The organism is Xanthobacter dioxanivorans (assembly GCF_016807805.1).
GTDB classification, from domain to species: Bacteria; Pseudomonadota; Alphaproteobacteria; order Rhizobiales; family Xanthobacteraceae; genus Xanthobacter; species Xanthobacter dioxanivorans.
In genome coordinates, this window is the sequence record NZ_CP063362.1 from 6,065,265 (window position 1) to 6,088,322 (window position 23,058).

The following is a 23,058-nucleotide window of genomic DNA, read 5'->3' on the forward strand; positions in this document are numbered from 1 at the left end:
GGGTGAACGCCTTTAAGCGGCGATGAGGCTGATCAGGAACTCGTCGTCCCAGGCGGCGACCTTGCGTCTGAGGCGGATGGAGTCCTTGGACCTGGCACGTCGGATGAGGTTGAGGGCCATGTGTTTGAGGGTGGTGAAGTTGGCGGGGGCGTGGTCGGTGCGCAGGCGGCATTCGTCGTCGCGGAAGACCATGTCTAGGACCCAGTGGAGGCTGTTCTCGACGGCCCAGTGATCGCGGACGAAGGTGCCGATGTGGACGGCCATGAGGGTCAGCGAGGTGATATAGAAGCGGCTTTCGCGCTCGATCTTGTCGCCGGTCTCGCGGGTGCTCTCGACGATGACGAGGCTCGCCAGGCCGGGCCATTGGTGACGCTCTTGCAGCCAGCCGATGTCGTGAATGACGGTGACGGCGCGGGTCTCGATGCGGCCGTGGTCGCCGTCGATGCTCTCGTGCCGGCTGATGGCGGCGTCCTTGAAGTCATTGGCTTTCTGCTCGTTGGCGAACAGCTCGACATCCTGGCGCAGCGAGCCTTGATTGCCCTTCAGGGCGAGGATGTAGTCGGCCTTCTTGTCCAGGATTTTCTGGGCGATGGCGCGCTGGCAGCCCATGGCGTCGAGGGTCACGACGGCGCCTTCGATGGCCAGCATGTCCAGCAGCTTGGGGATGGCGACGATCTCGTTGGCCTTGTCGGACACCCTGACCTGACCCAGCACCAGGCGCTGGCGGGCGGCGAAGGCCGAGACCATGTGGATGGCCTCCTTGGCGTCCTTCGAGCGGCGAGAGGTCTTGCCGTCGATCGCCACCACACCCACGGGAACCCCGATCATGGCCGCCACCCAGGCCACGAAGCAGCGCTGGACCGCCTCGGCGTCGAGGGTGGCGAGGATGTCGCCCAGGTGGTCATGGGCTGGCGTGCCCGCGGCGAACGGCCGGAAGCGGCGCAAAAGATCGAGCTTCTTCTCACCAAAGCGGGCGATGTCGGTGATGGTCTCTGCCCCGGCCAGCACCGCCAGCAGACACAGGAGCAGCACCTCGGCAAGCGGATACATCACCTTACCAGGCTGGCGCGGATCCGGCAGACCCTCGAAATAGCTCAAAAATACAACCGTCTCGGCGACCGCCTCGTCGCCATCAGCCGCCAAATCCATCGAACCTGTCCTCTAGCGAATCAGAGGACCTCGACAGATTCAGCACTTCACCCGCATGTCACGCCCTTCTTCACCCGATTGCCCTGCGGGTCAGGGCGCGTATGGATGACTTCATCCATACATCATGATAAGAACGTCCATACAGAGGAGCCCCGCGATGCGAACGCTGCAGATCCGTGATGAACGCGCCCGCGTGCTGGCCGAGCAGCTGGCGGCACGGCGCAAGGTTACGATGACCGAAGCCGTGATCCAAGCCCTGGAGGGCGAGCTGACACGCGAGAAGGACAAGGAGCCGCTCGCCAGCCGTCTCAAGCAGATCGCCACGGCGCTGGCGGCCGAAGCACAGCCCGGCGGCCGGGAGATGACCAAGGACGAGGTCGATGAGATGTGGGGCCACTGATGTTCGTTGACACCTCGGTCATCGTCTCAATCCTCGCCGACGAGCCGGACGCCGTCGTCTTCGCCAACAAGCTCACCGACGCGCCACGCCGCTACACCTCGGGTCTGGTCATCCTGGAAGCGGCGATGCGTCTGTCGACACTGCTCAAGGTCGACCCCGTCGACGTCGAGGTGCGCATCCAGCAGGTCCTGGAGGAGGCGCGGATCTCCGTAATTCCCATCAACGCCAGCATCGCCAAGCGCGCCGTCGCCGCTTTCGCGACCTTCGGCAAGGGCCGCGGCCATCCGGCCCAGCTCAACCTCGCCGACTGCATGTCGTATGCCTGCGCGCGGGCGTACCGGGTGCCGCTGCTGTTCAAGGGCAATGACTTCTCACAAACCGACATCGAGGTCGCGTGATGGTGGCGAGCAGCGACCCCGCTCCTGACCAGCTCGGCGATGAGGACGGCCCTCCGGACCCGGCTACAGCATTGGTAGCATCGCAGGCCCCCTCCCCTGCCCTTCCGGCGCATCTCGAACGCCTCGCAGACCGCGCACGGGACTACGTCGAGGCCGCAAGCTCGGCCAACACGCGTCGCGCCTATGCTTCCGACTGGAAGCACTTTTCCGCCTGGTGCCGGCGGCAGGGCCTTGAGCCCCTCCCCCCTGCCCCGGAGGTGGTCGGGCTCTACATCACGGCCTGCGCGTCGGGCGCCGCCATTCCGGGTAGCGAGCCAAATGCGGTCACGACCATCGAGCGCCGGCTGTCCGCCATCTCCTGGAACTACACCCAGCGCGGCGCGGTGCTGGATCGGAGCGATCGGCATATCGCCACCGTGCTGACGGGCATTCGCAACACCCACGCCGCCCCGCCCCGGCAGAAGGAAGCGGTCCTGCCCGAGGATGTCATCGCCATGCTGGAGACGCTCGACCGCGGCGCGCTGCGCGGCCTGCGGGATCGCGCCATGCTGCTCCTTGGCTTCGCCGGCGGCTTGCGCCGCTCCGAGATCGTCGGCCTCGACGTCGCCCGGGACCAGACCGAGGACGGCCGCGGTTGGGTGGAGATCCTCGACAAGGGGATGATCGTGACGCTCCGCGGCAAGACCGGCTGGCGGGAGGTCGAGGTCGGGCATGGATCGTCCGATGCCACCTGCCCCGTGGTGGCGCTGGAAACCTGGCTCAAGCTGGCGAAGATCGGCCACGGACCCCTGTTCCGGCGCGTGACGCGGCAAGGCAAGGACGTTGGCCCCGACCGCCTGACCGACCGCGAGGTAGCACGCCTCGTCAAGCGCACGGCGCTCGCCGCCGGTGTCCGCGGCGATCTCACCGAGGGCGAACGGGAGAAAAAATTCGCCGGCCATTCGCTGCGCGCCGGGCTCGCCTCTTCCGCCGAGGTCGACGAGCGGCACGTCCAGAGGCAGCTCGGCCATGCCAGCGCGGAAATGACCCGCCGCTATCAGCGCCGACGGGATCGGTTCAGGGTCAACCTGACCAAGGCGGCCGGTCTCTAGTCTCGAGCCAAGCAACCAGGCGGGCCCTTCCAGCACCCCCGTTCGGGGTCACGCGTGCTCATCACCGATTGCCCACCGGATCAGTCCCGTCAGCCGACGACGAGCGGCCATGCACACCCCCTGCCCCGTCACGCTGTTGCTCGAGCTTCCCCCGCAGAAGCGCCATCACCATTGGCCAAGTCGAGAATTTGCTCTCCTGCGCTCGTTGCGTCAGGCTGCGTAGATAGCCCCCGGGGCTCGAAATGTGCTCCGTCCGCTGCAGGATCGCAGCGATGACCGTGGCCGCTTGGCCTTCTCCCATCGCGGTACAGGCGTCCTGGTAGGCACTGGGGCTGATCCCGAGATAGGCCCGGGCCAGCTGCGCGGTCGCGAGCAGATCGCGCCACGTTCGAATTTCTCCCCCTGCTGCAAGGCCCCGGATTTCGGGACAGGCATCAAGGATGATGTTCAGAGGAAGCTCCCGCTGCGGGAGCGTGCGGACGTTATTAGAACCAGACGCTTCACCTTCTTCTTTTTTCGGATGGCTTTGTTCAGATTCAGTTTTAGAGTCTGGATTTGAATTCTGTTTGTGGCGCTCATTGTGAGACTCATTGGCGTTTGAATTTTGTGATTTTATGAAGTCCTCCAGCGTTTTATGCACAAGGGCACGAAGCTCGCTGAGCTCGGTCAGAATAATCTCCACCGTTACCTTCGACGCTGACCTCGGGAGACGGTCCATGAGGTCCTGGTAAGCCAGGCGATATCCTCGCCAGTCACCAGGAACCCCTTCTTCGATGCCGGCAGCGATCATCTTCACGACATCCCGCCGTGCGATCGTCAGCCGTTCGCGCAGAACCCGGAGGGCCTTTCTCTCCGCCTGCGTGGTCTCCGCGAGTCTTTTGAACTCATTCGCCCGGGCCACAATGGGCGCCAGGTCAAAGCCGTAAGCCTGCTCGATCTCACCCGCCGGCCCTTTGCGCGCGAATCGCTTGCCGTTCGGGCTGTCTCTGCGGATTATCAGGCCACACTGCACGAGCACTGCGATGTGCCTGCGGAGGGTCGCCGGCGACATTCCGTTCGCCCGGTCGCTGAGCTGTGCATTGGACGGGAAGACGACGAGGTCGCCATCCGCGCACATCGTCGTCTCCTGGTGGAACGACAGCAACGCGCTGAGGATCGCGAGCGCGCGGTCGGTCGCGCCGATCGCTTCCCTGGCCTCCCGGATATGTTGGAAGACCTTCCATTTATGAACCACCACATCGGACGCGACGGCCTGAGCTGTCACTTGGCTAGCCAACAGGCCAAGTGACATCGACCGCCGCCCGAAGGGCGTCGTGGGCATGTGGGTATGCATTTCCTTTTACCTATGTTGAGGCAAAAGAAACCTGCTCGCCGAAACAGCGCATCCCACGATGGGACTCTTGACTGCGATTCGCGGAAGTGCGATTCTCTGCTTGCTTAAGGACTGAGAAGGGCTTCCGGGACGTTGTTTCGGGGCCTTTTTCTTTTGCGGCCTAAGGGGTTAGCGGCTGTTTAGATGGGCGCCTCCTTGTTCTCCTCGAATTGTTGGTAGAGCTCCAGCAGCTTCGCCGCGATGAACTCTCCAAACTCACGTGAACCATCGGCGTCGACGATGATGGTGACCGTGTCACCCCCTCGTTCGACTGTCGCGATCTTGTTGCCGGCATCTGTCTTTACCGCGACCTTCCGCGGCTTAGCGGCTCCCCTATTGGGCGCAATGGCATTGAACAGACGCACGAACCTCTGGTCGGTATCAGCCTGCTGAAATTTGGGGTCAGCTAGCACTTCATCCAACTGCGACATGTCTGGGAATTCCGACAGCCGCTCGGCGAACGCTGTCCATCTCGGACGGCCGGCCTTTGGGGCAGGTCCGATTGCGTGGATGAGATTCTTTGGAACCGACTTCGTCAAAGCCAGAAGGCGCGACAGCTGGGTCTTTTCCATGCTTAGCGCCGACATGATCACCGTGCGATCAAAGCCCTGATCTTCGAGTGTCAGGGCGAAGAGGCCGCGCTCAATGTAGCTGAGGTCCTTACGGGCCGAATTCTCCTGGCCTTGAATGACGACAAGCTCTTCGTCGGTTAGGTCTTGGACCACCGCGCGCACTGGCCGTCCGAGCTTGGCGAGAATTTTCGCGCGCCGGTGGCCATAGGCGATCTGGTAATGATCTGGCCTATCGGGATGTGGTCGGACAAGAATTGGACTCTTCTGGCCCGACTCCTTAATGGCGTTAAAGAGTGTCTCGTATTCGGAGCCCGCATCGTCGAGACGATCTTGCGCAAAGGATCCCAGGAGCTTTTCAGCGGGAATATCTACAACGGCGGCGCCTGATGCCACGAGCGCTCTTGCGCGCTCGGCAGCGGACGCGATTTGTCCGAGCGAACGGCCCATAGCCCCGACGGCGCCTGACCTCACATGCGCCACTGGCGCCGGCGCAGCCGGCTCTGATGACGAGTTGCCACCTGGCAACTCGTCCGTCCGGCGGGTCAGCATAGCCTTCAGCGTGTCCTTGCGGCTCATGTTTCGCGTCCCCACGCTAGCTTCATCAGGTTCTCAAGCTCGCCATTCACGCCATCAAGCGACTCCATTGCGCGATCATAAGTTTGCTTTCCGAAATTCTCCCGCCCGACTTCATAGAGCGTCTGCTTTGAAAGGCCGGCATCAGAGATCGCCGTCGATTTCACCATCGTGCTGTTGAGCACTCGCTCCCTGAAGAGCGACCGCATGAAAGCGACCATCTGTGTCTGGGGCGCGTCTGCAGGCTCAAATCGGGTGACAATATATCGAATGAAATCGTAGTCGAGATCCCCGCCGGACTCCTGCACCACACTCAGGATATCGGACGCCATCAGCAAGAACTGGCACATCGACATCACATCGAGCATCTGAGGATGCACGGTGATCAGAAGGCCTGTCGCGGCGCATAGCGCGCCGAGCGTCAGAAAGCCGAGTTGAGGTGGACAATCCAGGATCATGACGTCATAGTCGTCTGCGACGGCTCCAAGCGCCGCCGCAACCCGGCCAAAGAACGGTTCCGCGTCACGCTCGGCTAGCGCCCGCGGCGTATCGTGCTCATATTCCATCAACTCAAGATTAGCCGGGATCAGATCAAGGCCTGCGAAATAAGTTTTGCGAATGACATCCTTGAGCGGACGACGATTTTCGTCGTACCGCACCGCCGCATACATCGTCTCGTTCGCTTGAATATCATACTCAGGCTGATAGCCATGGAGCGCGGTCAGCGATGCTTGGGGATCAAGATCTACCGCCAGGACCCGGTATCCGCGGAGGGCGAGATACTGCGCCAAATGCGCGGCCGTCGTGGTCTTTCCGCTGCCACCTTTGAAATTAACTACCGCCATCACTTGACAGTGCTCCGCTTCACGACGATGCGGAACGTACCTCTTTCCCTTCGACCCTTCCTCTAGCGTGACGCGTAGCTCATTGATTTGCTCGAGTGTATATGACCGCCGCCCTCCAGCCCCGAGCGAGGGCTGCGGCCCCTTGCCTCCCAGCGACAGCTGCCGCAAATAGGCGTCGGCAATGCCAATGAGCTTCGCAGCCTCTACCGAGGAAAACGATCGGAGGGATTTCTTCGAGACCGGCGGGAAAAGAGCCTCGCGCATAGCGAGCAGCTCTGCCGACAGGGCGGCGCCGTCGCCGGCGATGACATCCGTCATCAGCGGCTTCGCCCCCGATGTAAGAGTCTTGGAGCTACGTGCTTTCTGCATAACTACGAGGCCCATTCTAACTACGGCATTTAATCGTAGACACAATGAAACCGAGTCGGGCTTATTGGCAAGGATTTTAACGTTAACGCCGGTTTACCAACATGACACCAAGACGAGTTGCCAGGTGGCAACTCAATCTCCAGACAAGCCCGCTCCATCGCCGCGGCCCCCAATTCTCTCCACGCCGGAACCCTTCGGCGGCCGATCGATGAGCCATTCGGCCTGATGCGGCCTTATTATACGTTTTATGGGCCCCGCCGACCGGACTGTTGCACGGGTAAGGACAGATGAGAGCGCGGGCCGGCAAGTCCAGGCCCCTTGGACAAGGCCGCCGTCTCTGAGATCAGAAGCTGTACGGTCGATCCGCCCCGCGCATCAACACGAAGGCATCGCGATCCGGCAGGCGCGCTCGCTGAGCCTTTAAGCCTTGCGCAATGGCTTGGCCCACATCTGAATCGACCCAATTGCCGTGGGTCATCAGGAAGAACCATCCGACCGGAAGCCCAACTTCACGGTCGATCGACTCGATGCGGTCCATCAGGATGTGTACGGATGTGCCTTCCGTCGCGCTCAGGCGCTCGCGCGGCACGCGGAGCGGCCGCGGAATGAAGCCGATCTCGCGTAGTCGGCGCTACTGAAAGAAGCCGCGTGGATGACACGCTGCTCCAACTCCTGGCGACGCGCTACGCGTGGGGAAACTGCAGACGTGACGTATGGCCCGCCCCGTCCGCAAGGGGTATCGTGAAGATTGGTCCATGCAGTCTGCATCAACGTATCCGGTCTCGGGCTCAGGTCCCGGCCAAGATGGAGATCCGCGCAGCCCAGGCCTCATAATCACAGCGGTCTTTGCCGACCGTTCACTGTTCCAGGCTCAAGGGCTGCCGTTCGACTGTCAGGCCATCTTCTGTCCACCACCCGCACAATGGTCCGGCCAGAAGCGCCTGGCCGGAATTTCTCTCAACCCGCTGCAATCGCTGGATCGAAGCTTCGCTCCGTGTGCAGCACTGCCCATGCGATGCGCGCCAGCTTGGCGGCCAGCGCCACCACGACAATGTTCTTGTGCGCCCGCATCGACAAGCTGCGCGCCCATCGACCCAAAGGTGTGTCCTGAGTAAGCACGCGCGGCAGTACCGCTCTGGCCCCGTGGATCAGGTTTGCCCGCAGCTGTCGGTTGCCGCGCTTGGATATGCCGAGCAGTTTCGGCCGGCCGCCCGTCGTCGCCTGCCGCGGGACGAGCCCCAGCCATGCGGCAAGGTCTCGGCCTCGCCCGAAGCTCTGCGCGGCCCCGACCGCCGCCACAAGAGCCGTGGCGTTGATGGGCCCGATCCCTGGGATCGTCGAAAGACGACGGGCGAGCGCATCCTCACGTGCCATCGCCATGAACTCCGCATCGAAGGCCGCGATTCTCTCGTCGAGGCCACGCCATTCCGCCCTCAGGTCCTCCACCAGCTGGCGCATGCGCGGTGACAGCCTGCCGGCCTCCTCATCGGCGAAAACGCTGAGAGCATCTTCCAGCTTGCGCCGCCCCTGCACCACGACGATGCCGCGCTCCAGCAGCAGGGCGCGCAGATGGTTGATCAGGGCCGTGCGCTCCGACACCAATCGCGAGCGGGCCCGGTGCAGGGACTGGATGTCCGACTGCTCTTCGCTCTTGACCGGGACGAAGCGCATGGTGGGCCGCGTCGCGGCTTCCGCGATCGCCGCAGCATCGTGATCGTCGTTCTTGTTCGACTTTACATAGGGGCGCACATATTCCGGAGACATCAGCCGGATCGTGTGTCCCTTGCCAGCCAGAACCCGGCCGAGATGATGAGCCCCGCAGCAGGCTTCCATCGCCACGATCAGCGCCGGCATCTTCGCGACGAAATCGACGACGCCGTCCCGCTTCATCCGACGACGCAGCACCACGGCTCCCGTTTCGTCCAGCCCTGCCAGGCTGCACACGTTCTTGCCGAGATCAATTCCGAGCACCACGATAGACATCGGTCCGCTCCCTTCCTCGTTTCTCAAAGGCGATCGTAACCGACCGCTGCCGAGTGGGGCGGGCCATCCCATAATCACTGCGCCGCTGGCGCGTCCGTGCACACGATGAGCGGACCTGCTGGAGAATCCGGCGAAGCCGACCGCTTGATCCGCGCGAAGGCGACCACCTGATCCAGAGGAAGGCGACCACCTCGTAGACGCCGAGCGGGGCGTTGTTCGAGGGTGACGTTTCGTGGTCTCGGGATCAAGCTACCCATTGTCATGACGATGGAGGAGTGCGCCCAATCGGCAGTGGGCAGCCATTCTTGAATTTTATCCGGGAAATCGCTATTTTGGCGGAAACGGAGATTTCTCATGGCACCCGTCACACTCAGCGCCAGCGAATTCCAGGATCGCGTCGGCGAGGCGCTCGACCGCTCGCTCAGCCAGCCGGTGCTGATCACCAAGCACGGCCGGCCGCGCAACGTCGTGCTGTCGTATGACGAATACGAGCGGCTGCGCGCCCGCGATCGCCGGGCGGTGCGGGCCGAGGATCTGACCGACGAGGACATCGCCGCCCTCGAAGCGAGCGAAATGGCGCCCGGATACGAGCATCTGAACGCCGAGCTCGAGGCGAAGTGAGCCTTGAGCCAAAGGTCGGCTGGCTCCTCAGCTACAGCTATCTCTGAGCCGACGAGCACGGTCGCGGGGCAGAAGAGGGGATCAAGAACCGGCCCTGCGCCCTGGTCGCGGCGACACGCCGCGACGGTGACCGCATCGTGGCGATCGTCGTCCCGGTGACGCACAGCCCGCCGGTCGACCCCGAGACGGCGATCGAGATCCCGGCGGTGACCAAAACGCGTCTCGGCCTCGACGCGCAGCGCTCGTGGATTGTCTGCAACGAGGCAAACGTGTTCGCCTGGCCGGGGCCTGATCTGCGCGCCGCCGGCGGCCAGACGCTGCCGAGCATCTGGTACGGGCCGCTGCCGCCGAAGCTCGCCACGGCCGCGCGCGAGAAGTTGCGGGATTTCGCCAAGGCCGGCCGCCTGCGCCGGGTGCCGCGCACGGAGTGAGGCGCTCACCGGGCCAAGATGCGGTCAGCTCCCGCATCGCCCGCCTCCTCCTCGCAGAGCGCCCAATCCGCGCCCGCGAGCCAGCAGCGATCGGGCGGGGCAGGGCGCTTCCAAATCAAACTGCGCACTTTATCAAGGCCACCATCCTCGAAGCTTTGGCGCAGGCGCTCGACGTCCGCCGCATCGGCTGCGCCAACCGCGCCCTCGGCGCAGACGAAGTAGGCCGGGCTAATGGCGCGCGCCGCGAAGCCGGCGCCGCGCCGTTCGATCCGCAGCACCGCGCCACGCGCGCTGTGCCGGCCACCGGAATTGGGACGCTGGGGACCAGGCACCCCGAGCGGGACCACCAGGCACCCCCCTGGCGACAGGCCCTCGATCCAGCGATCGGCGGGACGGGAGACGGCGAAGTTCACGTAAACCCCGTCGGCCGGCGCTTCGGGCCAGCGGCTGCCGTCATCACAGACGACGCGCACGTTTGGGCGACCGGACAGCGCCGCTGCAGCGCGCCTGGCTAGAGCAGGGTCGAACTCGACCGCCGTGACCTGGCCAGCGGAACCGACCAGTTCGGCCAGAACCGCGCTGTAGTAGCCGGCACCGGCACCCACATGGACGATATGCTCGCCGGGCTTCGGCCCGAGCGCCTCGAGGAGCTTCGCGTGCAGCGACGGGCTGCCATTGTTGACGCCCCGGGCGGGGTCGAGGCCGACGACGAGGTCCTGGTAGAGAACCACCGGATCAGTGCCGAGAATCTGCCGGTAGCCGCCGAAGGGCGACGATGCCGTCCACGGCGGCGGCCCCAGGAACGCCTCGCGCCGTACGGTCGCAAAGGCGGTTTCGATTGCGGCGTTGTCGACGCCGAGGATGGCTAGCATCTGGCGGGCATAGGCCCGCCGCACCACGGCGAGCGCCGCGGCCGACAAGGCGGATTGGATCTCGTCCGGAAGCGGGGAGGAGGCGTGCAGGCGGCGTCCTCTGGCCTATCTCGGCGCCGGCGGGCGCGAATATTTGGGCTCCAGGCCACGAGAATCGCCGATTTGCCGGCGGCTGTCCATGACAGCCGATAAGGGGCAGTTATCGATAGCGAGATGTACGCGAGATTGGATGTCGATATGACGGAAGCCACTCACGTGATTGCTTCATCGACGCTTCAACCCGCGCCAGCGCACGGCCGCAACGAACCGTTCCTCGGGCTCTGCTCCAGGCCGGAAGGGGAGAGGAGGGGAGGGGCCCAACAGACGCCCCCCGGTTCGGACGACCCTTGGTCTCGCCCGCCAAGAGCTGCCTACGTGCGATTCGGCCGTATCACCGAGCACCGACCGCTCTCGACCAGGGCATCATACTATCACAAACGCGATAGTTTGGGGCGGTACCGATTCTTGGCCGCCATGTGAGCCGCCCATCAGCCGCCCTGCAGGTTGCGGAGCCTCTTGAAGATATCGGGCGCAATCTTGAATTCGCGCGCCTGCCCTCGCCCCATCGAGTTTTTTACCATCGCGTCCGTCAAGATCTTGCGACTGACAAGCCGATCAATCGTCTCCGTGACACCACCGCGTGTTAGCGACGTCACCTCAATTATATTCGTCAGTGTCAGGCGTTGATTGCCCTGGTGCATATAATACAGGACGCTCATCATTCCGATTTGCTTCAAGCGCGACTGCGGGGTCTCATCGTCGAGCGGATTGTCGAGGATCAGCCGCAGGATAAGCGCCGAGAACGAGAGGCTGTGCCATTCGGCATCGAGTGCTCTTGGCATCGGCTTAACTGCTCTGTATATGATAGTTAACCGGGTATGAGATTGCGGCCGCAAAGCCTTTCCGGGACCGTTTCGGGAGGGTGGAAGGCATGAATTCCCCTACTGCCAGAGCGCTTTCCTGCGCATTCGTATTGCTGTCATCCTACTGCATTTCCAGCAGTAAAGCGCGAGCTGACGATTGGGGCTGCCAGGTTCTTCTCTGCCTTTCAAATCCAGGCGGTCCCATGCAGTTCGCCGAATGCGTCCCTCCCGTTCAGAGGCTTTGGAACGAACTCGCCAGAGGACGCCCCTTTCCCACCTGCAGTGGAGTCGGATTCCAGGCCTCCAGGCCTGGATACGAACCGTACTCTTGCGAGGCTGGCTACCGCCTCACCACCCGGTTCGGACCCCAGGGGCAAGAAGCGGCCTGCGTGTCGGGTTCCCGCCAAGCCGTGGACGGCAGCCAGTGCGCGACAAGCGCCGGCAACGGAACGCCTCGTTGGGTCTCCGCCGGCGGGCAGAGGCAGTGCATGGCCTATCTAACGATGCCCCCAGTTCTGCGGCCGCAACCCAATTTCGTCGATGTGATGATCCATGGAGTCGGGACGCAGCGGGTGTGGTTCTAGGCTATGCCCGTCGCATTCACAGACCTCGCGCAGACATGCGCACCGACCGTTCAGGTCGAGACCCTCGCGGCGATCGTGAACCTCGAAAGCGGCTTCTCACCATTTTCCATCCGCATCAACAGCGGCGCACCCCTACGCGACCCGCCGAAGAGCAAGGCGGAGGCGATCGAGGTTGCCAGCACGCTGATCGCGGAACGACAGGACGTCGATCTCGGCCTTGGCGGCATCAATGCCGATGATCTCGGCCGCCTCGCGCTCACCGTTGCCGATGCATTCGATCCCTGCCTGAACCTCAAGGCGACCGCCCGATTGCTCGACCGCTACTACCGGACGGCTATCGGCGGCGGTGCCCGCCCGGCCGAGGCGACCACCGTCATGCTGCAAGCCTATTACGGCCGCGGCGACGCCTCCCTCGGCGAGATGGTCGGCCACGACAAGCAGGTGCGTGCCGAGGCGAAACGCCTCGCGCCGACGCTGGCTTCGCTGACGATCGACCCGGTCGCCACGTCCGCCACAAGAGATCGAGTGGGGCAGGGAGCTGCGGCGCCGCCGCCGGCTGCCACGCCACACGTCTCCCGGCGCGAGGCGAAACCGGCACCCTGGGATGTCTTTGCGACAGGGCGGACGTCTTCCGCTCTCGTCTTCCAGAACGAACAATCGGAGTGAGCCGAATGAGTGAGAGTATGCGCGTACGTCCGGTTGCAGCCATCATGCTGATGGCCGCCGTCTTCGCGATTGGGATGGCCGAGCCGGCATTTGCCCAGGCGTCCGGCGGTATCGAGACCGTCCTTCAGAACATCGTCACCCTGCTCACGGGCAACGTCGCCAAGCTCCTCGCGACGATCGCCGTGATCGTCGTCGGCATCGCCTGGATGTTCGGCTATCTCGACCTGCGCAAGGCCGCCTACGTGGTGCTGGGGATCGGCATCATCTTCGGCGCCGCCGAGCTCGTCAGCACCATCTCCGGCGGCTGACGGTCATGGCGCAGACGGTGCCCCTCGAGGAAGACACGCTGTTCCTTGCCTGCACGCGGCCGGCGATGGTCGCGGGCGTGACCATGGAGGCCATGGGCATCAACGTCATCCTGACGACGCTGCTCTACATCCTCGCGGGCTCGATCGCCTACGCCCTGGTCGGCATCGTGTTCCACCTCATCTTCAAGGCCCTGGTGAAGCACGACCACAACATGTTCCGCGTCCTGCTGGCGTGGGTCGAGACCCGCGGCCGCTCACGCAACGGGGGCTTCTGGGCCGGCACGACGCTTACGCCCCTCAAGCTCGTGAGGCGCTACAACGAAAAGGACCTCGGCCTTGCCTAGCGTCGCCATCATCAAAGCCCGCGAGCTCGAGCCCGAAACCTTCATCCCGTATGTCCGCCACGTGGACGAGACGACGATCGCGCTCGATTCCCGAGCGCTGATGGTCATGATCGCCCTTGACGGCGTGTCGTTCGAGACCGCCGATCCGCTCGACCTCAACGGTCTTCACCGCGACCTCAACACCCTCTACCGCAATCTCGCCGACGAACGCCTTGCGCTGTGGGCCCACATCATCCGCCGCCGCGACAACGACTATCCCGATGGAGCGTTCACCAATCCCTTCTCCGCGACCCTGAACGCAAAATATCGCGCCCGCATGGTGGAGGAGGATCTGTTTCGCAACGATCTCTATCTGACCCTGCTCTGGTATCCAACCCGCGATCCCGCTGAGAAAATGACGAAGATCCTGTCCCGCCTTCGCAGGGCGCGCAGGGCGGGACGGGAGCTCGACGAAGAAGCGCTAAAGCAGCTCCACGACAAGGTCACCGACGTGACCGCCGGCCTCAAGCGTTTCCAGCCGCGGGTGCTTTCTCTCTACGAGCACGACGGCCTCCTGTTTTCCGAGCCGAGCGAGGTGCTGCACCAGATCATCGGAGGTCGGCGGGAGCGGGTGCCCCTCACGGAGGGGCGGGTTTCATCTGCGATCTATTCCGACCGCGTCATCATTGGGCGTGAGACGGTGGAGATCCGCCATGAGGCCGAGACCCGATATGCGGGTGTGTTCAGCTTCAAGGAATATCCCGCCCGCACGAGGCCCGGCATGCTCGCCGGCATCCTCACCACGCCGTTCGAACTCATCCTGACGCAGTCCTTCGCTTTTGCCTCGAAGGCCGATGCCCGGATCATTCTCGGACGCAAGCAGAACCAGATGGTGAGCGCCGGCGACAAGGCGAGCTCGCAGGTCGAAGAACTCGATGGCGCGCTGGATGATCTGGAATCCAACCGCTTCGTGCTGGGCGAACATCACCTCACGCTGTCGGTCTTCGCCACGTCGGTGAAGGGCCTCACCGACAACCTCGCGAAGGCCCGTTCTCACCTGACCAACGGTGGGGCCGTTGTGGCGCGCGAGGATCTCGGTCTCGAAGCCGCCTGGTGGGCACAGCTGCCGGGCAACTTCCGCTACCGGGCCCGCTCTGGCGCGATCACGTCGCGCAACTTCGCTGCGCTGTCACCCTTTCATTCCTATCCGGTGGGCAGGAAGGACGGCAATGAGTGGGGGCCGGCCGTCGCCATGCTCAAGACGGCCTCCGGCTCGCCGTTCTATTTCAACTTCCACCACGGCGACGTCGGCAACACCTTCGTGTGCGGCCCCTCTGGATCCGGCAAGACCGTTATCCTGAACTTCATGCTCTCGCAGCTCGAGAAGCACGATCCTCACATGGTGTTTTTCGACAAGGACCGTGGCGCCGATCTCTTCGTGCGGGCCGCAGGCGGGACGTATCTGCCTCTGAAGAACGGAACGCCGACCGGCTGCGCGCCGCTGAAGGGACTCGAGCTCACACCAGGGAACAAGGTGTTCCTCGCGCAATGGATCGCAAAGCTCGTGGGGATCAGATCGCGCGAGCTCTCGGTCAGCGAGCTGCGCGACATTGCGGGCGCCATCGATGGGCTCGCGGACCTGCCTATCCAGCGACGCACCATCGGCGCGCTCCGTACCTTCCTCAACAACACCGACCCTGAGGGGATCGCCGCTCGGCTGCGGCGGTGGGAGAGGGGAGGGCCGCTGGGCTGGGTCTTCGACAATGAGACCGACGACATCGGCATCGGTGCCAAGTTCCTCGGCTACGACATGACGGACTTCCTCGACAACGAGGAGATCCGCACGCCGCTCATGGCTTATCTGTTTCACCGGGTGGAGCAGCTGATCGACGGGCGCCGCATCATCATCGTCATCGACGAGTTCTGGAAGGCACTGCTGGACGAGGGGTTTCGCGACCTCGCCCAGAACAAGCTCAAGACCATCCGGAAGCAGGGCGGCCTAATGCTATTCGCGACGCAGAGCCCGCGCGACGCCATCGCCTCGCCGATCGCCCACACCATCATCGAGCAGTGCCCGACCCAGATCTTCATGCCGAACCCACGCGGCAGCCACGCCGATTACGTGGAAGGCTTCAAGCTCACCGAGCGGGAATATCAGCTCATCGCGCGCGAGCTGTCCCCGGACAGCCGTCGCTTCATCGTCAAGCAGGGGCACAACAGCGTCGTTGCCGAGCTGAACCTCACCGGCTTCGACGACGAGCTCGCCGTCCTCTCCGGCCGCACCGCCAATGTCGAGCTGGCGGACGCGATCCGAGCGGAGGTCGGCAGCGGCCGGGAGGACTGGCTCGCACTGTTTCAGCAAAGAAGGAGCCCCGGCTGATGGCAAAACGAACCACGCTGCTGGCGACCGCGGCCGCGCTTCTCATCTCCGCCAGTTCGGCCCACGCGCAGGGCATTCCGGTGATCGACCAGGCGGCCCTGGCCAAGCAGCTGGAGAGCATCGCGCAGCTCAAATCCCAGCTCGACACCTTGAACCAGCAGCTCCAGCAGGCGCAGCAGCTCTATGGCTCGTTGAACAAGCTGACGAACATGGCCGACGTCGCCAGCGTGCTCAACGACCCCTCGATCCGCAAGGCGCTGCCCCAGGATTTTAATGCGATCGAAAGCCTGCTGAACGGTGCGGGCTCAGGCGCCTTCGGGGATTCCGCCTCGAAGTTCCTGCAGTCCAATTCCACCTATCAGACCAGCGCGAATGATTTCTACGCGCAGGAGCTGTCCCGAATCCAAAACAAGAACGCCGGCCAGATGAGCCTTGGCCAGCAGATTTACGATGCAGCCACGAAGCGGATCGAGGGAATCGATCAGCTCCGGCAGCAGATCTCGTCGGCCGGCACCTCGAAGGACGTAGCCGATCTGCAGGCGCGGCTTCAGGCGGAGGCGGCGTTCCTTCAGATCGATGTGGTGCGCATGCAGGGCCTGCGCATGGTGCAGCAGGCCCAGGCCCAGGTGGACGACCAGCGCAAGGCCGAGGACTGGCGCCGGCGCGTCGATACGATGAGGGCGGCGCTGCCATGAGGAGGATCGTGGCCCTGTTCCTGATGCTTCCTCTTGCCGGGTGCCTTGAGCCGGGGGAGGGGACCCGCACGGTCAGCGACTATCTCGGCGACGACGCCCTGCGCGCCGCGCAGCTGGCGAAGTGCCAGGAGAATCCGGGCACGCTCGCCGAGACGCCGAACTGCAAGAATGCGACCGAAGCCAACGGCAAAGCCCGCCTCCAGCGGATGAACAAGGCGCTCGGAGGGTAGGGCATGTACCAGGTCTTCTCGTTCCTCGACGACCAGTTCAAGGCCCCGCTCGAGAACTTCATCAGCTCGGGGACTTCGGGCATCGCCTCCTGGGTGACGGGGCCGCTGACCGTCGCCCTGACGCTCTACGTTGTCATCTACGGCTTCCTCGTCCTGCGCGGCTCGATCCCCGAGCCCATCATGGAGTTCGCGTTCCGGGCGATGAAGCTGGCCATCATCCTGATGCTCGTGCAGAACGCGTCCAACTATCAGACTTACGTCACGAAGGTGTTCTTCGAGGACCTGCCCACCGAGATCTCCGGGGCTCTCAACACGGGGTCGGCGCCGAGCGCCTCGGCTTTCGATTCCCTCCTCGACAAGGGCCAGAAATCAGCGAACGACATCTGGGCGAAAGGGTCTTGGCCCGTCGACGTCTTGACCGGCGCCGCCGGGCTGGTGGTCATCGTCATGACCTTCATCGTCGCTGCGATCGGCTATGTGGTGTCGCTTTATGCGCGGGTCGCGCTCGCGATCGTCCTGGCCATAGGTCCGATCTTCGTCGCCCTGGCCATGTTCCAGTCGACCCGCCGGTTCACCGAGGCGTGGATCGGCCAGATGGCCAACTTCGTCATCCTGCAGGTCCTCGTCATCGCAGTCGGGGCGCTGCTGGTGACCTGCCTCGATGCCACGTTCGCGACCATGGACTCCTATGCCGACGTGCTGATGCGGCCGATCGCGCTCGGGGCCATCGCGCTCGCCTCGCTGTACGTCTTCTACCAGCTCCCGGGGATCGCGTCCGCGCTGGCGGCAGGCGGGGCTTCACTGACCTATGGCTACGGCACCGCCCGCGATGCCCATGAGAGCACGGTCGCCCGGAGCACAAGACGCGCCGCACGCGCCATCGGCCGCGGCATCCGCGCCGCTGGCGGCAGCGCCCGATCGGGCGGAGCAAGCTGACACGATTTGCCGAGATCAGAATTCAAAGACGGGTGTTGGATGTTGCGTGTGTTCCTATTGCTTGGCGTGGCGTCTGTCCTCAGCGGATGCGCATCGCTGTCCTATCCCTTGCCGAAATGCGGCGGCTACGCCCGCCGGCCGCTCAACCGGGCCATGTGGCAGTGGGAGGAGAGCGGCAGCCCCAAACGCCAATCCGAGGCCGTGCCCGCAGCCGCAGGCGGTGCCACAGCATTCACCGAAGAGGCATCGCCGTCGTCGGCTGGGCCATTCGCGCATCTCGACATCGCCCATTCGTATCGATCTTGCGCGGGGCAGGGGTGATGGTGACGAACGATAGCCTCAAGAGCTACTTCGACAAGGCGCGGCGCTTCGACCAGGATCGCTTGATTAGGGCGGAGCGCTCGGTGCGGATCGCCTGGTTCGTGGCAATCGTCGCTAGCATTCTCGCGGCCACAGCCATCGCCGCCGTCGCGGGCCTGACGCCGCTGAAGACGGTGCAGCCCTTTGTCGTCCGGGTAGATAACTCGACGGGCATTGTCGACGTGGTTTCAGCGCTGACCTCGACCGCGGGAACCTATGACGAGGCCGTCACCAAATACTTTGCTGCTCGATACGTTCGGGCTCGGGAGAGCTATGTCTGGAGCGAGGCGGAAGAGAATTTCCGCACCGTTTCCCTGCTGTCCACCCAGGCGGAGCAGCAGCGCTTCGCCGCGCTCTATCGCGGGAGCAATCCGGAGTCGCCGCAGAATATCTATGGGCGCAACGCCACCGCCCGGATCAGCATCGTCTCGATCTCGTTGATCAATCCGCATGTGGTGTCGGTCCGCTACATCCGCACGGTCACCCGCGGAGAGGATGTGCGCACCACCCACTGGGTGGCGACGCTGACCTTCGCCTATGTCAACGCGCCCATGTCCTCGACGGATCGCCTGGTCAATCCCCTCGGGTTCGTCGTGAGCGAATACCGGGCCGATCCGGAGGCCATCAATTGAAGCGCCCCGCTCTCGTCTCCGTCCTGGCCTGGGTCTGCCTTGTGACGTCCGCGTATGCACTGGAGACGCCCACCAGTGCGCCTCAGGACAACCGGGTCCGCTTCGTCGATTACGAGCCTTACAACATCACAAAGATCGTCGGCTCGCTGCGCTCGTCGGTTCAGGTCGAGTTCGCCGTGGACGAGGAAATCGCTCATGTGGCGCTCGGCAACACGGTGGCCTGGGAGGTCGCACCCGCCGGAAACATCCTGTTCCTGAAGCCGCGTGAGAACCAGCCGGTGACGAACATCTCTGTGGTGACGACGCGGCGCGATGGATCGACCCGCAGCTATCAGATGGAGCTCACCGTACGCGACGGCTCGGTCGCCTCGGGTCAGCCCACCTACTTCTATGTGAAGTTCCGCTATCCGGCCGACGAGGCGGAGCGCAGGCGCCAGGAAGCAGCTGCGCGGGCGCAGGCAGCCCGGGCCGGCTATGCCGACAAGGTGCTCACCTTCCACGAGCAATATGGCCCGCGAAACTGGCGCTATTCGGCGCAGGGCTCGGCCGCCCTCGAGCCCGAAGCGGTCTACGACAACGGCAAGCTCACGACCTTTGCCTTCACCGGCAATCAGGAGATGCCGGCGATCTACATGGAGAACTCGGACGGGACCGAGAGCCTCGTGCCGAAATCTGTCGAGGGCGGCCTGGTGCTCGTTCAGGCCATCAGCCGCAAGTTCATCCTGCGACGCGGCGGTGATGTGCTCTGCATCTTCAACGAGGCCTATGACCAGGTCGGGATCAACCCGGGCACCAACACGACATCTCCCTCGGTCGAGCGGGTCGTGAAGCCACAAGCGGCGCCCAGGGCGCAATAGGGGCGGGCGATGGCGGACGAAATCGAAAGCGGCGTGCCGGGAGAGCGCGGGCAGGCGGTCACCGGCCGACGGCAGGACAACCCGCTGCTGAAGCGCGGCGCGGTGGTGCTGGCCGTCATCGCATTTGTTGCCTTCGCGCTTTGGTCAATGCGAGACCGAGGGCCGCAGACCGAGAATGAGAAGCCGGAGCGCGTCGTCATCCGGCAGGCGACGGATTTTGAACCCGCCCGCCAGCCGGCGGCCCCGCCCGCCGCGCCGCAGGTGCAGTTGCCAACACCGGTCGTCGTCCCGCAAGCCGCGCCTGCGGAAGACCCGTTGCTCGATGCCGCCCGCCGCGCCCCCGTGATGGCGTTCGGCGCACAGCGGGGGCCACAGAACCGGCAACAAGCTTCCGGCGTTCCAGCTGACGCCAGCTCCAACTATGTGCCTCTGAACGGCAGGGGAGGGGGGTTCAATGGGCCCGGAGAGAACGAGGACCAGCGCTTCGGCCGCATGATGACGCCGACCCACCTTGAGGGGTCACGGGCGGGCACCCTGGGCAACCGGGACTTTATCATCGCCATGGGCACGTCGATCCCGTGCGTCCTCGAGACCGCCTTGTCCTCGGATCAGCCCGGCTTTGCCAGTTGCGTCATCAATCGCGACGTGCTCTCGGACAACGGCCGCGTTGTCATGATGGAGAAGGGCACGCAGGTCGTGGGCGAGTACCGTGGCGGCCTACGCCGCGGGCAGGCTCGGCTTTTCGTGCTGTGGAATCGGGCGAAGACACCGAAAGGCGTGATCATCACGCTTGCCTCGCCAGCGACCGACGCCTTGGGCCGGGCCGGCATGGACGGCTATGTCGACACGCATTGGTGGGAGCGCTTTGGCAGCGCTCTCCTGCTTTCGATTGTCGGCGATGCCGCCAACTACGCCCAAGGCCAGCTCCAGCAGGGCGACATCCAGGTCCAGAACAGCGCCAATGCCGGACAGCAGGCGGCCGCCATCGCGGTCGAGCAATCCATCAACATCCCGCCGACGCTGGAGAAGCACCAGGGCGAGTTGGTGTCGATCTTCGTCGCCCGGGACCTCGATTTCTCGGGTGTTTACGGCCTGCGCGTCATCGAGCCGCGCAAGACGATCTACGACCGCGGCGTGCTCGGAGACTTGAGCCGGCGCTCCAAGCTCGTCACGAAATAGGCGAGGGGAGGGGGGTGACGGAAGGGGCAGATGTCGGCGTCGTTCGCGACCTGCTTTTCCCCCTCGCGCAATTCCTCCGCGACGAGACGCTCTACGAGATCGTCATCAACCGCCCGGGCGTCGTCCTCACCGAAGGTCCCGGCGGCTGGCGCACGCACGAAGCGCCGGATCTCACATTCGAGAAGCTGATGCGCCTTGCGCGCGCCGTGGCGAGCTATTCACACCAGTCCATCGATGAGTCCCATCCCCTGCTCTCGGCCACCCTGCCCGACGAGCACCGCATCCAGATCGTCATCCCGCCCGCCACCCCCAAAGGCACGGTGAGCATCACGCTCCGCAATCCCTCCGCGGTCACGCTGACGCTGGACGATCTCGAAACCGCCGGCCTTTTCTCGGAAGTCAGCCCGGTCGCCGACGAACTCTCGGCAGCCGACGCCAGGCTGCTCGATCTATATCAAGCCGGCAGCTACATGCCGTTCCTGCGGGAGGCGGTGCTCGCCCGGAAGAACATCATCATTTCGGGTGCGACGAGGTCAGGCAAGACGACGCTCTCGAAGGCTCTGATCCGGCACATCCCGGAAGACGAGAGGCTCATCACCATCGAGGACACGCCCGAGCTCGTGATCCCGCAAGATAACCATGTGCGGCTGTTTTATTCGAAGGACGGGCAGGGGCTCGCCAAGATCGGAGCGAAGGAGCTGTTGGAGGCTTCCCTGCGCATGCGCCCGGACCGCGTCCTGCTGCAGGAACTCCGCGACGGCACCGCCTTCTACTACATCCGCAATGTCAATTCCGGCCATCCCGGCTCGATCACCACTGTGCACGCGGATTCGGCTCGATTGGCGCTCGAGCAGCTCACGCTGCTGGTGAAGGAATCAGACGGCGGGCATGACCTCGACCGAAGCGACATCCGGGATCTTCTGAAGATCGCAATCGACGTCATCGTTCAGTGTAAACGCATAAGCGGGAAATTTCGGGTGACGGAGATCTATTTCGACCCCCACCAAGATAGCGACGCGAACGGGTAGACTCCGCTGGGGAACGGTGAGTGGGCACGAGTTGCTTTACCACTCTCAGTACAAAATTAGCGCTGTTCGTGCATGTACTCATTAGGGACCAAGGTGTATTCGAATACATGAATTACTCAGCGATGCCATTAGTGCCGTCGCTGTCAAAGAGACCTTGCGCGCGCCCTAATCACGGTGGTGTAATCTTCCAACGAGGCAAATGGCTCAGCCCTAGCTGCCACCCATAACAACGTTTTTTGTGTGAAGCCATCACTCTCCAATAAGTGCCCCTCTATGACTGTCTTGATCGAATATGATCCGATTAGATCAGCGGCCTCGACCCGCATCATAAGCATATTTACATTTGTCTTCATGATAGCTCGGCCTGTATCAAATTTCATGATCCACTCATCTGGCGATGTCGTCATTGAACATAATGACACAAGTTGGGTAGATAGCGTAATTATAATGGATTTCGGATCCTTGCTTGTAATAAATGCTTCTGAAATGACACGATACACTACAATATCTCCGCCATTTCGCTGTGATTTTACTCGTTTTCATCCATTTGATCATGTCTACCCGGGAGCTTCACGAGACGACCCAGGCGGTATCCAGTTGGAAAAAACGTGCTGGTCCACGTGAGCTTTTGCAAAGCGCCTAGCCCGTCCTATTCATAAGGCGTGTGCTTTGAGGCTGGCGACTGTGGCGTAAAGGCCTGATACGGGCGTAGGCTTTGGTTGCTCACTCCATAGGTTTCAGCGCATCGCGCCAGCCACGCTCGCCATGACCGACGCTACGATACTGCCGCTCTCGTTTCCAGCCGTCGCGCACAAGAAACAGCCGATTTCGACGGCGGCCGCCTCACTTCGGACGGCAGCGTCACGCTGCTGGCGATGGCCGAGCGCCGTCTGGGATCGCCGAGCGGCTGGCCCGCGCCTTTCCCGATCGGCGAACCAGTCCTCGCGGTGCTTCAGGATGTCGGCGTGATCCTGCTCGCTGGCGTGCGCCGACTTTTTTGAGCGTGATCTTGTGCCGGTCGAAGAACCGCCAGAGCCCGCCGATGCTGGTGCTCACGCCCCTTGCCTCCAGCGCGGTCTTGATCTCGGCAAGCGTGACGTCCCGGTTGGCCGCGACGATGTCCAGGATAGCCGCACCATGCCGCTCGATGCCCTGCGAGCGCCTGTCGCCGCCCAGCGCCCCAGGGGTGGGATCGCCCTGCTCGCGCTCCAGCTTGCGCCAGCGGCTGACGCTGGCTGCGCTCACCGCGACCGCTCGCCGGCCTGACGATGTGTCAGACCAGATGCAATCGCCGCCAGCATG

General features: G+C 63.6%; 25 protein-coding genes and 4 pseudogenes. 19 read left to right on the forward strand and 10 right to left on the reverse strand.

The genetic code is table 11. From position 1 onward, the window contains the following. Positions 1–12: 12 nt before the first annotated feature. Positions 13–1,149, reverse strand: a complete 1,137-nt coding sequence (locus EZH22_RS28345) for an ISAs1 family transposase (RefSeq protein WP_203193644.1) — start codon at positions 1,147–1,149, stop codon at positions 13–15. A 157-nt stretch (positions 1,150–1,306) separates the two neighbouring features. On the opposite strand from EZH22_RS28345, the gene EZH22_RS28350 reads away from it, so the two are divergent. Genes EZH22_RS28350 through EZH22_RS28360 form a run of 3 tightly spaced genes read left to right on the forward strand, consistent with a single transcriptional unit; the run spans position 1,307 to position 3,038 of the window. Beyond that, positions 1,307–1,549: a type II toxin-antitoxin system VapB family antitoxin gene (locus EZH22_RS28350; protein WP_041577992.1), complete on the forward strand. Its 243-nt coding sequence runs from the start codon at positions 1,307–1,309 to the stop codon at positions 1,547–1,549. Then, positions 1,549–1,947, forward strand: a complete 399-nt coding sequence (locus tag EZH22_RS28355) for a type II toxin-antitoxin system VapC family toxin (RefSeq protein ID WP_041577981.1) — start codon at positions 1,549–1,551, stop codon at positions 1,945–1,947. Before EZH22_RS28350 ends, EZH22_RS28355 begins: the two co-directional genes overlap by 1 nt. Further along, positions 1,947–3,038 (forward strand): site-specific integrase, encoded by a 1,092-nt coding sequence (locus EZH22_RS28360; protein ID WP_203193645.1) that lies wholly within the window; start codon positions 1,947–1,949, stop codon positions 3,036–3,038. Before EZH22_RS28355 ends, EZH22_RS28360 begins: the two co-directional genes overlap by 1 nt. A 61-nt stretch (positions 3,039–3,099) precedes the next feature. Here EZH22_RS28360 and repC read toward each other — a convergent pair whose 3' ends face one another. The 5 genes and pseudogenes from repC to EZH22_RS28385 all read right to left on the reverse strand — a co-directional run bounded on the left by repC (position 3,100) and on the right by EZH22_RS28385 (position 8,752). After that, positions 3,100–4,371, reverse strand: coding sequence for a plasmid replication protein RepC (repC, locus tag EZH22_RS28365; RefSeq protein ID WP_203193646.1), 1,272 nt, complete (start codon positions 4,369–4,371; stop codon positions 3,100–3,102). Positions 4,372–4,550: 179 nt separating this feature from the next. Then, the gene (gene repB / locus EZH22_RS28370; RefSeq protein ID WP_203193647.1) at positions 4,551–5,558 is read right to left on the reverse strand and encodes a plasmid partitioning protein RepB; all 1,008 of its coding nucleotides are present in this window, start codon (positions 5,556–5,558) and stop codon (positions 4,551–4,553) included. After that, on the reverse strand, positions 5,555–6,718 hold the full coding sequence (repA, locus tag EZH22_RS28375; RefSeq protein ID WP_203193648.1) for a plasmid partitioning protein RepA: 1,164 nt from the start codon (positions 6,716–6,718) through the stop codon (positions 5,555–5,557). Before repA ends, repB begins: the two co-directional genes overlap by 4 nt. A gap of 394 nt (positions 6,719–7,112) precedes the next feature. Then, positions 7,113–7,391 (reverse strand): annotated as a pseudogene (locus EZH22_RS28380) (hypothetical protein); the annotation flags it as partial. Between the two features lie 335 nt (positions 7,392–7,726). Beyond that, positions 7,727–8,752: an IS110 family RNA-guided transposase gene (locus EZH22_RS28385; RefSeq protein WP_203193649.1), complete on the reverse strand. Its 1,026-nt coding sequence runs from the start codon at positions 8,750–8,752 to the stop codon at positions 7,727–7,729. Positions 8,753–9,106: 354 nt separating this feature from the next. Between EZH22_RS28385 and EZH22_RS28390 the strand changes: the two genes are divergently transcribed. Continuing rightward, positions 9,107–9,373, forward strand: coding sequence for a type II toxin-antitoxin system prevent-host-death family antitoxin (locus tag EZH22_RS28390; protein WP_203193650.1), 267 nt, complete (start codon positions 9,107–9,109; stop codon positions 9,371–9,373). Positions 9,374–9,510: 137 nt separating this feature from the next. After that, a complete protein-coding gene (locus tag EZH22_RS28395; protein ID WP_203193651.1) occupies positions 9,511–9,804 on the forward strand; it encodes a hypothetical protein in 294 nt (97 codons plus the stop codon). Between the two features lie 5 nt (positions 9,805–9,809). On the opposite strand, the gene EZH22_RS28400 is transcribed toward EZH22_RS28395, so the two are convergent. Next, a complete protein-coding gene (locus EZH22_RS28400; RefSeq protein WP_408647654.1) occupies positions 9,810–10,724 on the reverse strand; it encodes a protein-L-isoaspartate O-methyltransferase family protein in 915 nt (304 codons plus the stop codon). Between the two features lie 479 nt (positions 10,725–11,203). Further along, positions 11,204–11,557: a MarR family transcriptional regulator gene (locus EZH22_RS28405; RefSeq protein WP_203193652.1), complete on the reverse strand. Its 354-nt coding sequence runs from the start codon at positions 11,555–11,557 to the stop codon at positions 11,204–11,206. A gap of 89 nt (positions 11,558–11,646) precedes the next feature. On the opposite strand from EZH22_RS28405, the gene EZH22_RS32140 reads away from it, so the two are divergent. The 14 genes and pseudogenes from EZH22_RS32140 to EZH22_RS28465 form a co-directional block, all read left to right on the forward strand. Next, positions 11,647–12,162: a hypothetical protein gene (locus EZH22_RS32140; protein ID WP_231711196.1), complete on the forward strand. Its 516-nt coding sequence runs from the start codon at positions 11,647–11,649 to the stop codon at positions 12,160–12,162. A gap of 3 nt (positions 12,163–12,165) precedes the next feature. Continuing rightward, complete coding sequence (locus EZH22_RS28410; RefSeq protein ID WP_203193653.1) at positions 12,166–12,828, forward strand: lytic transglycosylase domain-containing protein; 663 nt, start codon at positions 12,166–12,168, stop codon at positions 12,826–12,828. 5 nt (positions 12,829–12,833) lie between these two features. Continuing rightward, on the forward strand, positions 12,834–13,136 hold the full coding sequence (locus tag EZH22_RS28415; protein WP_203193654.1) for a TrbC/VirB2 family protein: 303 nt from the start codon (positions 12,834–12,836) through the stop codon (positions 13,134–13,136). A 5-nt stretch (positions 13,137–13,141) separates the two neighbouring features. After that, positions 13,142–13,480 carry a type IV secretion system protein VirB3 gene (locus EZH22_RS28420; protein WP_203193655.1) on the forward strand — a complete coding sequence of 113 codons (339 nt, stop codon included), beginning with the start codon at positions 13,142–13,144 and terminating at the stop codon, positions 13,478–13,480. Next, positions 13,473–15,839: a VirB4 family type IV secretion/conjugal transfer ATPase gene (locus EZH22_RS28425; protein ID WP_203193656.1), complete on the forward strand. Its 2,367-nt coding sequence runs from the start codon at positions 13,473–13,475 to the stop codon at positions 15,837–15,839. The genes EZH22_RS28420 and EZH22_RS28425 overlap by 8 nt, the downstream gene beginning before the upstream one ends. Continuing rightward, positions 15,839–16,534: a P-type DNA transfer protein VirB5 gene (virB5, locus tag EZH22_RS28430; protein WP_203193657.1), complete on the forward strand. Its 696-nt coding sequence runs from the start codon at positions 15,839–15,841 to the stop codon at positions 16,532–16,534. The genes EZH22_RS28425 and virB5 overlap by 1 nt, the downstream gene beginning before the upstream one ends. Before the next feature lie 8 nt (positions 16,535–16,542). Next, positions 16,543–16,764: an EexN family lipoprotein gene (locus tag EZH22_RS28435; RefSeq protein WP_231711197.1), complete on the forward strand. Its 222-nt coding sequence runs from the start codon at positions 16,543–16,545 to the stop codon at positions 16,762–16,764. Between the two features lie 3 nt (positions 16,765–16,767). Then, positions 16,768–17,700, forward strand: coding sequence for a type IV secretion system protein (locus tag EZH22_RS28440; RefSeq protein ID WP_203193659.1), 933 nt, complete (start codon positions 16,768–16,770; stop codon positions 17,698–17,700). Positions 17,701–17,739: 39 nt separating this feature from the next. Next, the gene (locus EZH22_RS32145; protein WP_231711198.1) at positions 17,740–18,021 is read left to right on the forward strand and encodes a hypothetical protein; all 282 of its coding nucleotides are present in this window, start codon (positions 17,740–17,742) and stop codon (positions 18,019–18,021) included. Continuing rightward, positions 18,021–18,692 carry a virB8 family protein gene (locus EZH22_RS28445; RefSeq protein ID WP_203193660.1) on the forward strand — a complete coding sequence of 224 codons (672 nt, stop codon included), beginning with the start codon at positions 18,021–18,023 and terminating at the stop codon, positions 18,690–18,692. Before EZH22_RS32145 ends, EZH22_RS28445 begins: the two co-directional genes overlap by 1 nt. After that, positions 18,689–19,549 (forward strand): P-type conjugative transfer protein VirB9, encoded by an 861-nt coding sequence (virB9, locus tag EZH22_RS28450; protein ID WP_203193661.1) that lies wholly within the window; start codon positions 18,689–18,691, stop codon positions 19,547–19,549. The genes EZH22_RS28445 and virB9 overlap by 4 nt, the downstream gene beginning before the upstream one ends. Before the next feature lie 9 nt (positions 19,550–19,558). Beyond that, entirely contained in the window at positions 19,559–20,728 is a 1,170-nt protein-coding gene (virB10, locus tag EZH22_RS28455; protein ID WP_203193662.1) for a type IV secretion system protein VirB10, read from the forward strand. Positions 20,729–20,742: 14 nt separating this feature from the next. Further along, the gene (gene virB11 / locus EZH22_RS28460; RefSeq protein ID WP_203193663.1) at positions 20,743–21,756 is read left to right on the forward strand and encodes a P-type DNA transfer ATPase VirB11; all 1,014 of its coding nucleotides are present in this window, start codon (positions 20,743–20,745) and stop codon (positions 21,754–21,756) included. A 765-nt stretch (positions 21,757–22,521) separates the two neighbouring features. Then, positions 22,522–22,702, forward strand: a pseudogene (locus EZH22_RS28465) (IS1380 family transposase); the annotation flags it as partial. Here the strand turns inward: EZH22_RS28465 and EZH22_RS33040 are convergent. Both EZH22_RS33040 and EZH22_RS33045 read right to left on the reverse strand, forming a co-directional pair. Then, positions 22,689–22,791, reverse strand: a pseudogene (locus EZH22_RS33040) (IS630 family transposase); the annotation flags it as partial. The pseudogenes EZH22_RS28465 and EZH22_RS33040 sit on opposite strands and share 14 nt — an antisense overlap. A 110-nt stretch (positions 22,792–22,901) precedes the next feature. Next, a pseudogene (locus EZH22_RS33045) lies at positions 22,902–23,057 on the reverse strand (IS630 family transposase); the annotation flags it as partial. Between the last annotated feature and the right edge of the window lies 1 nt (position 23,058).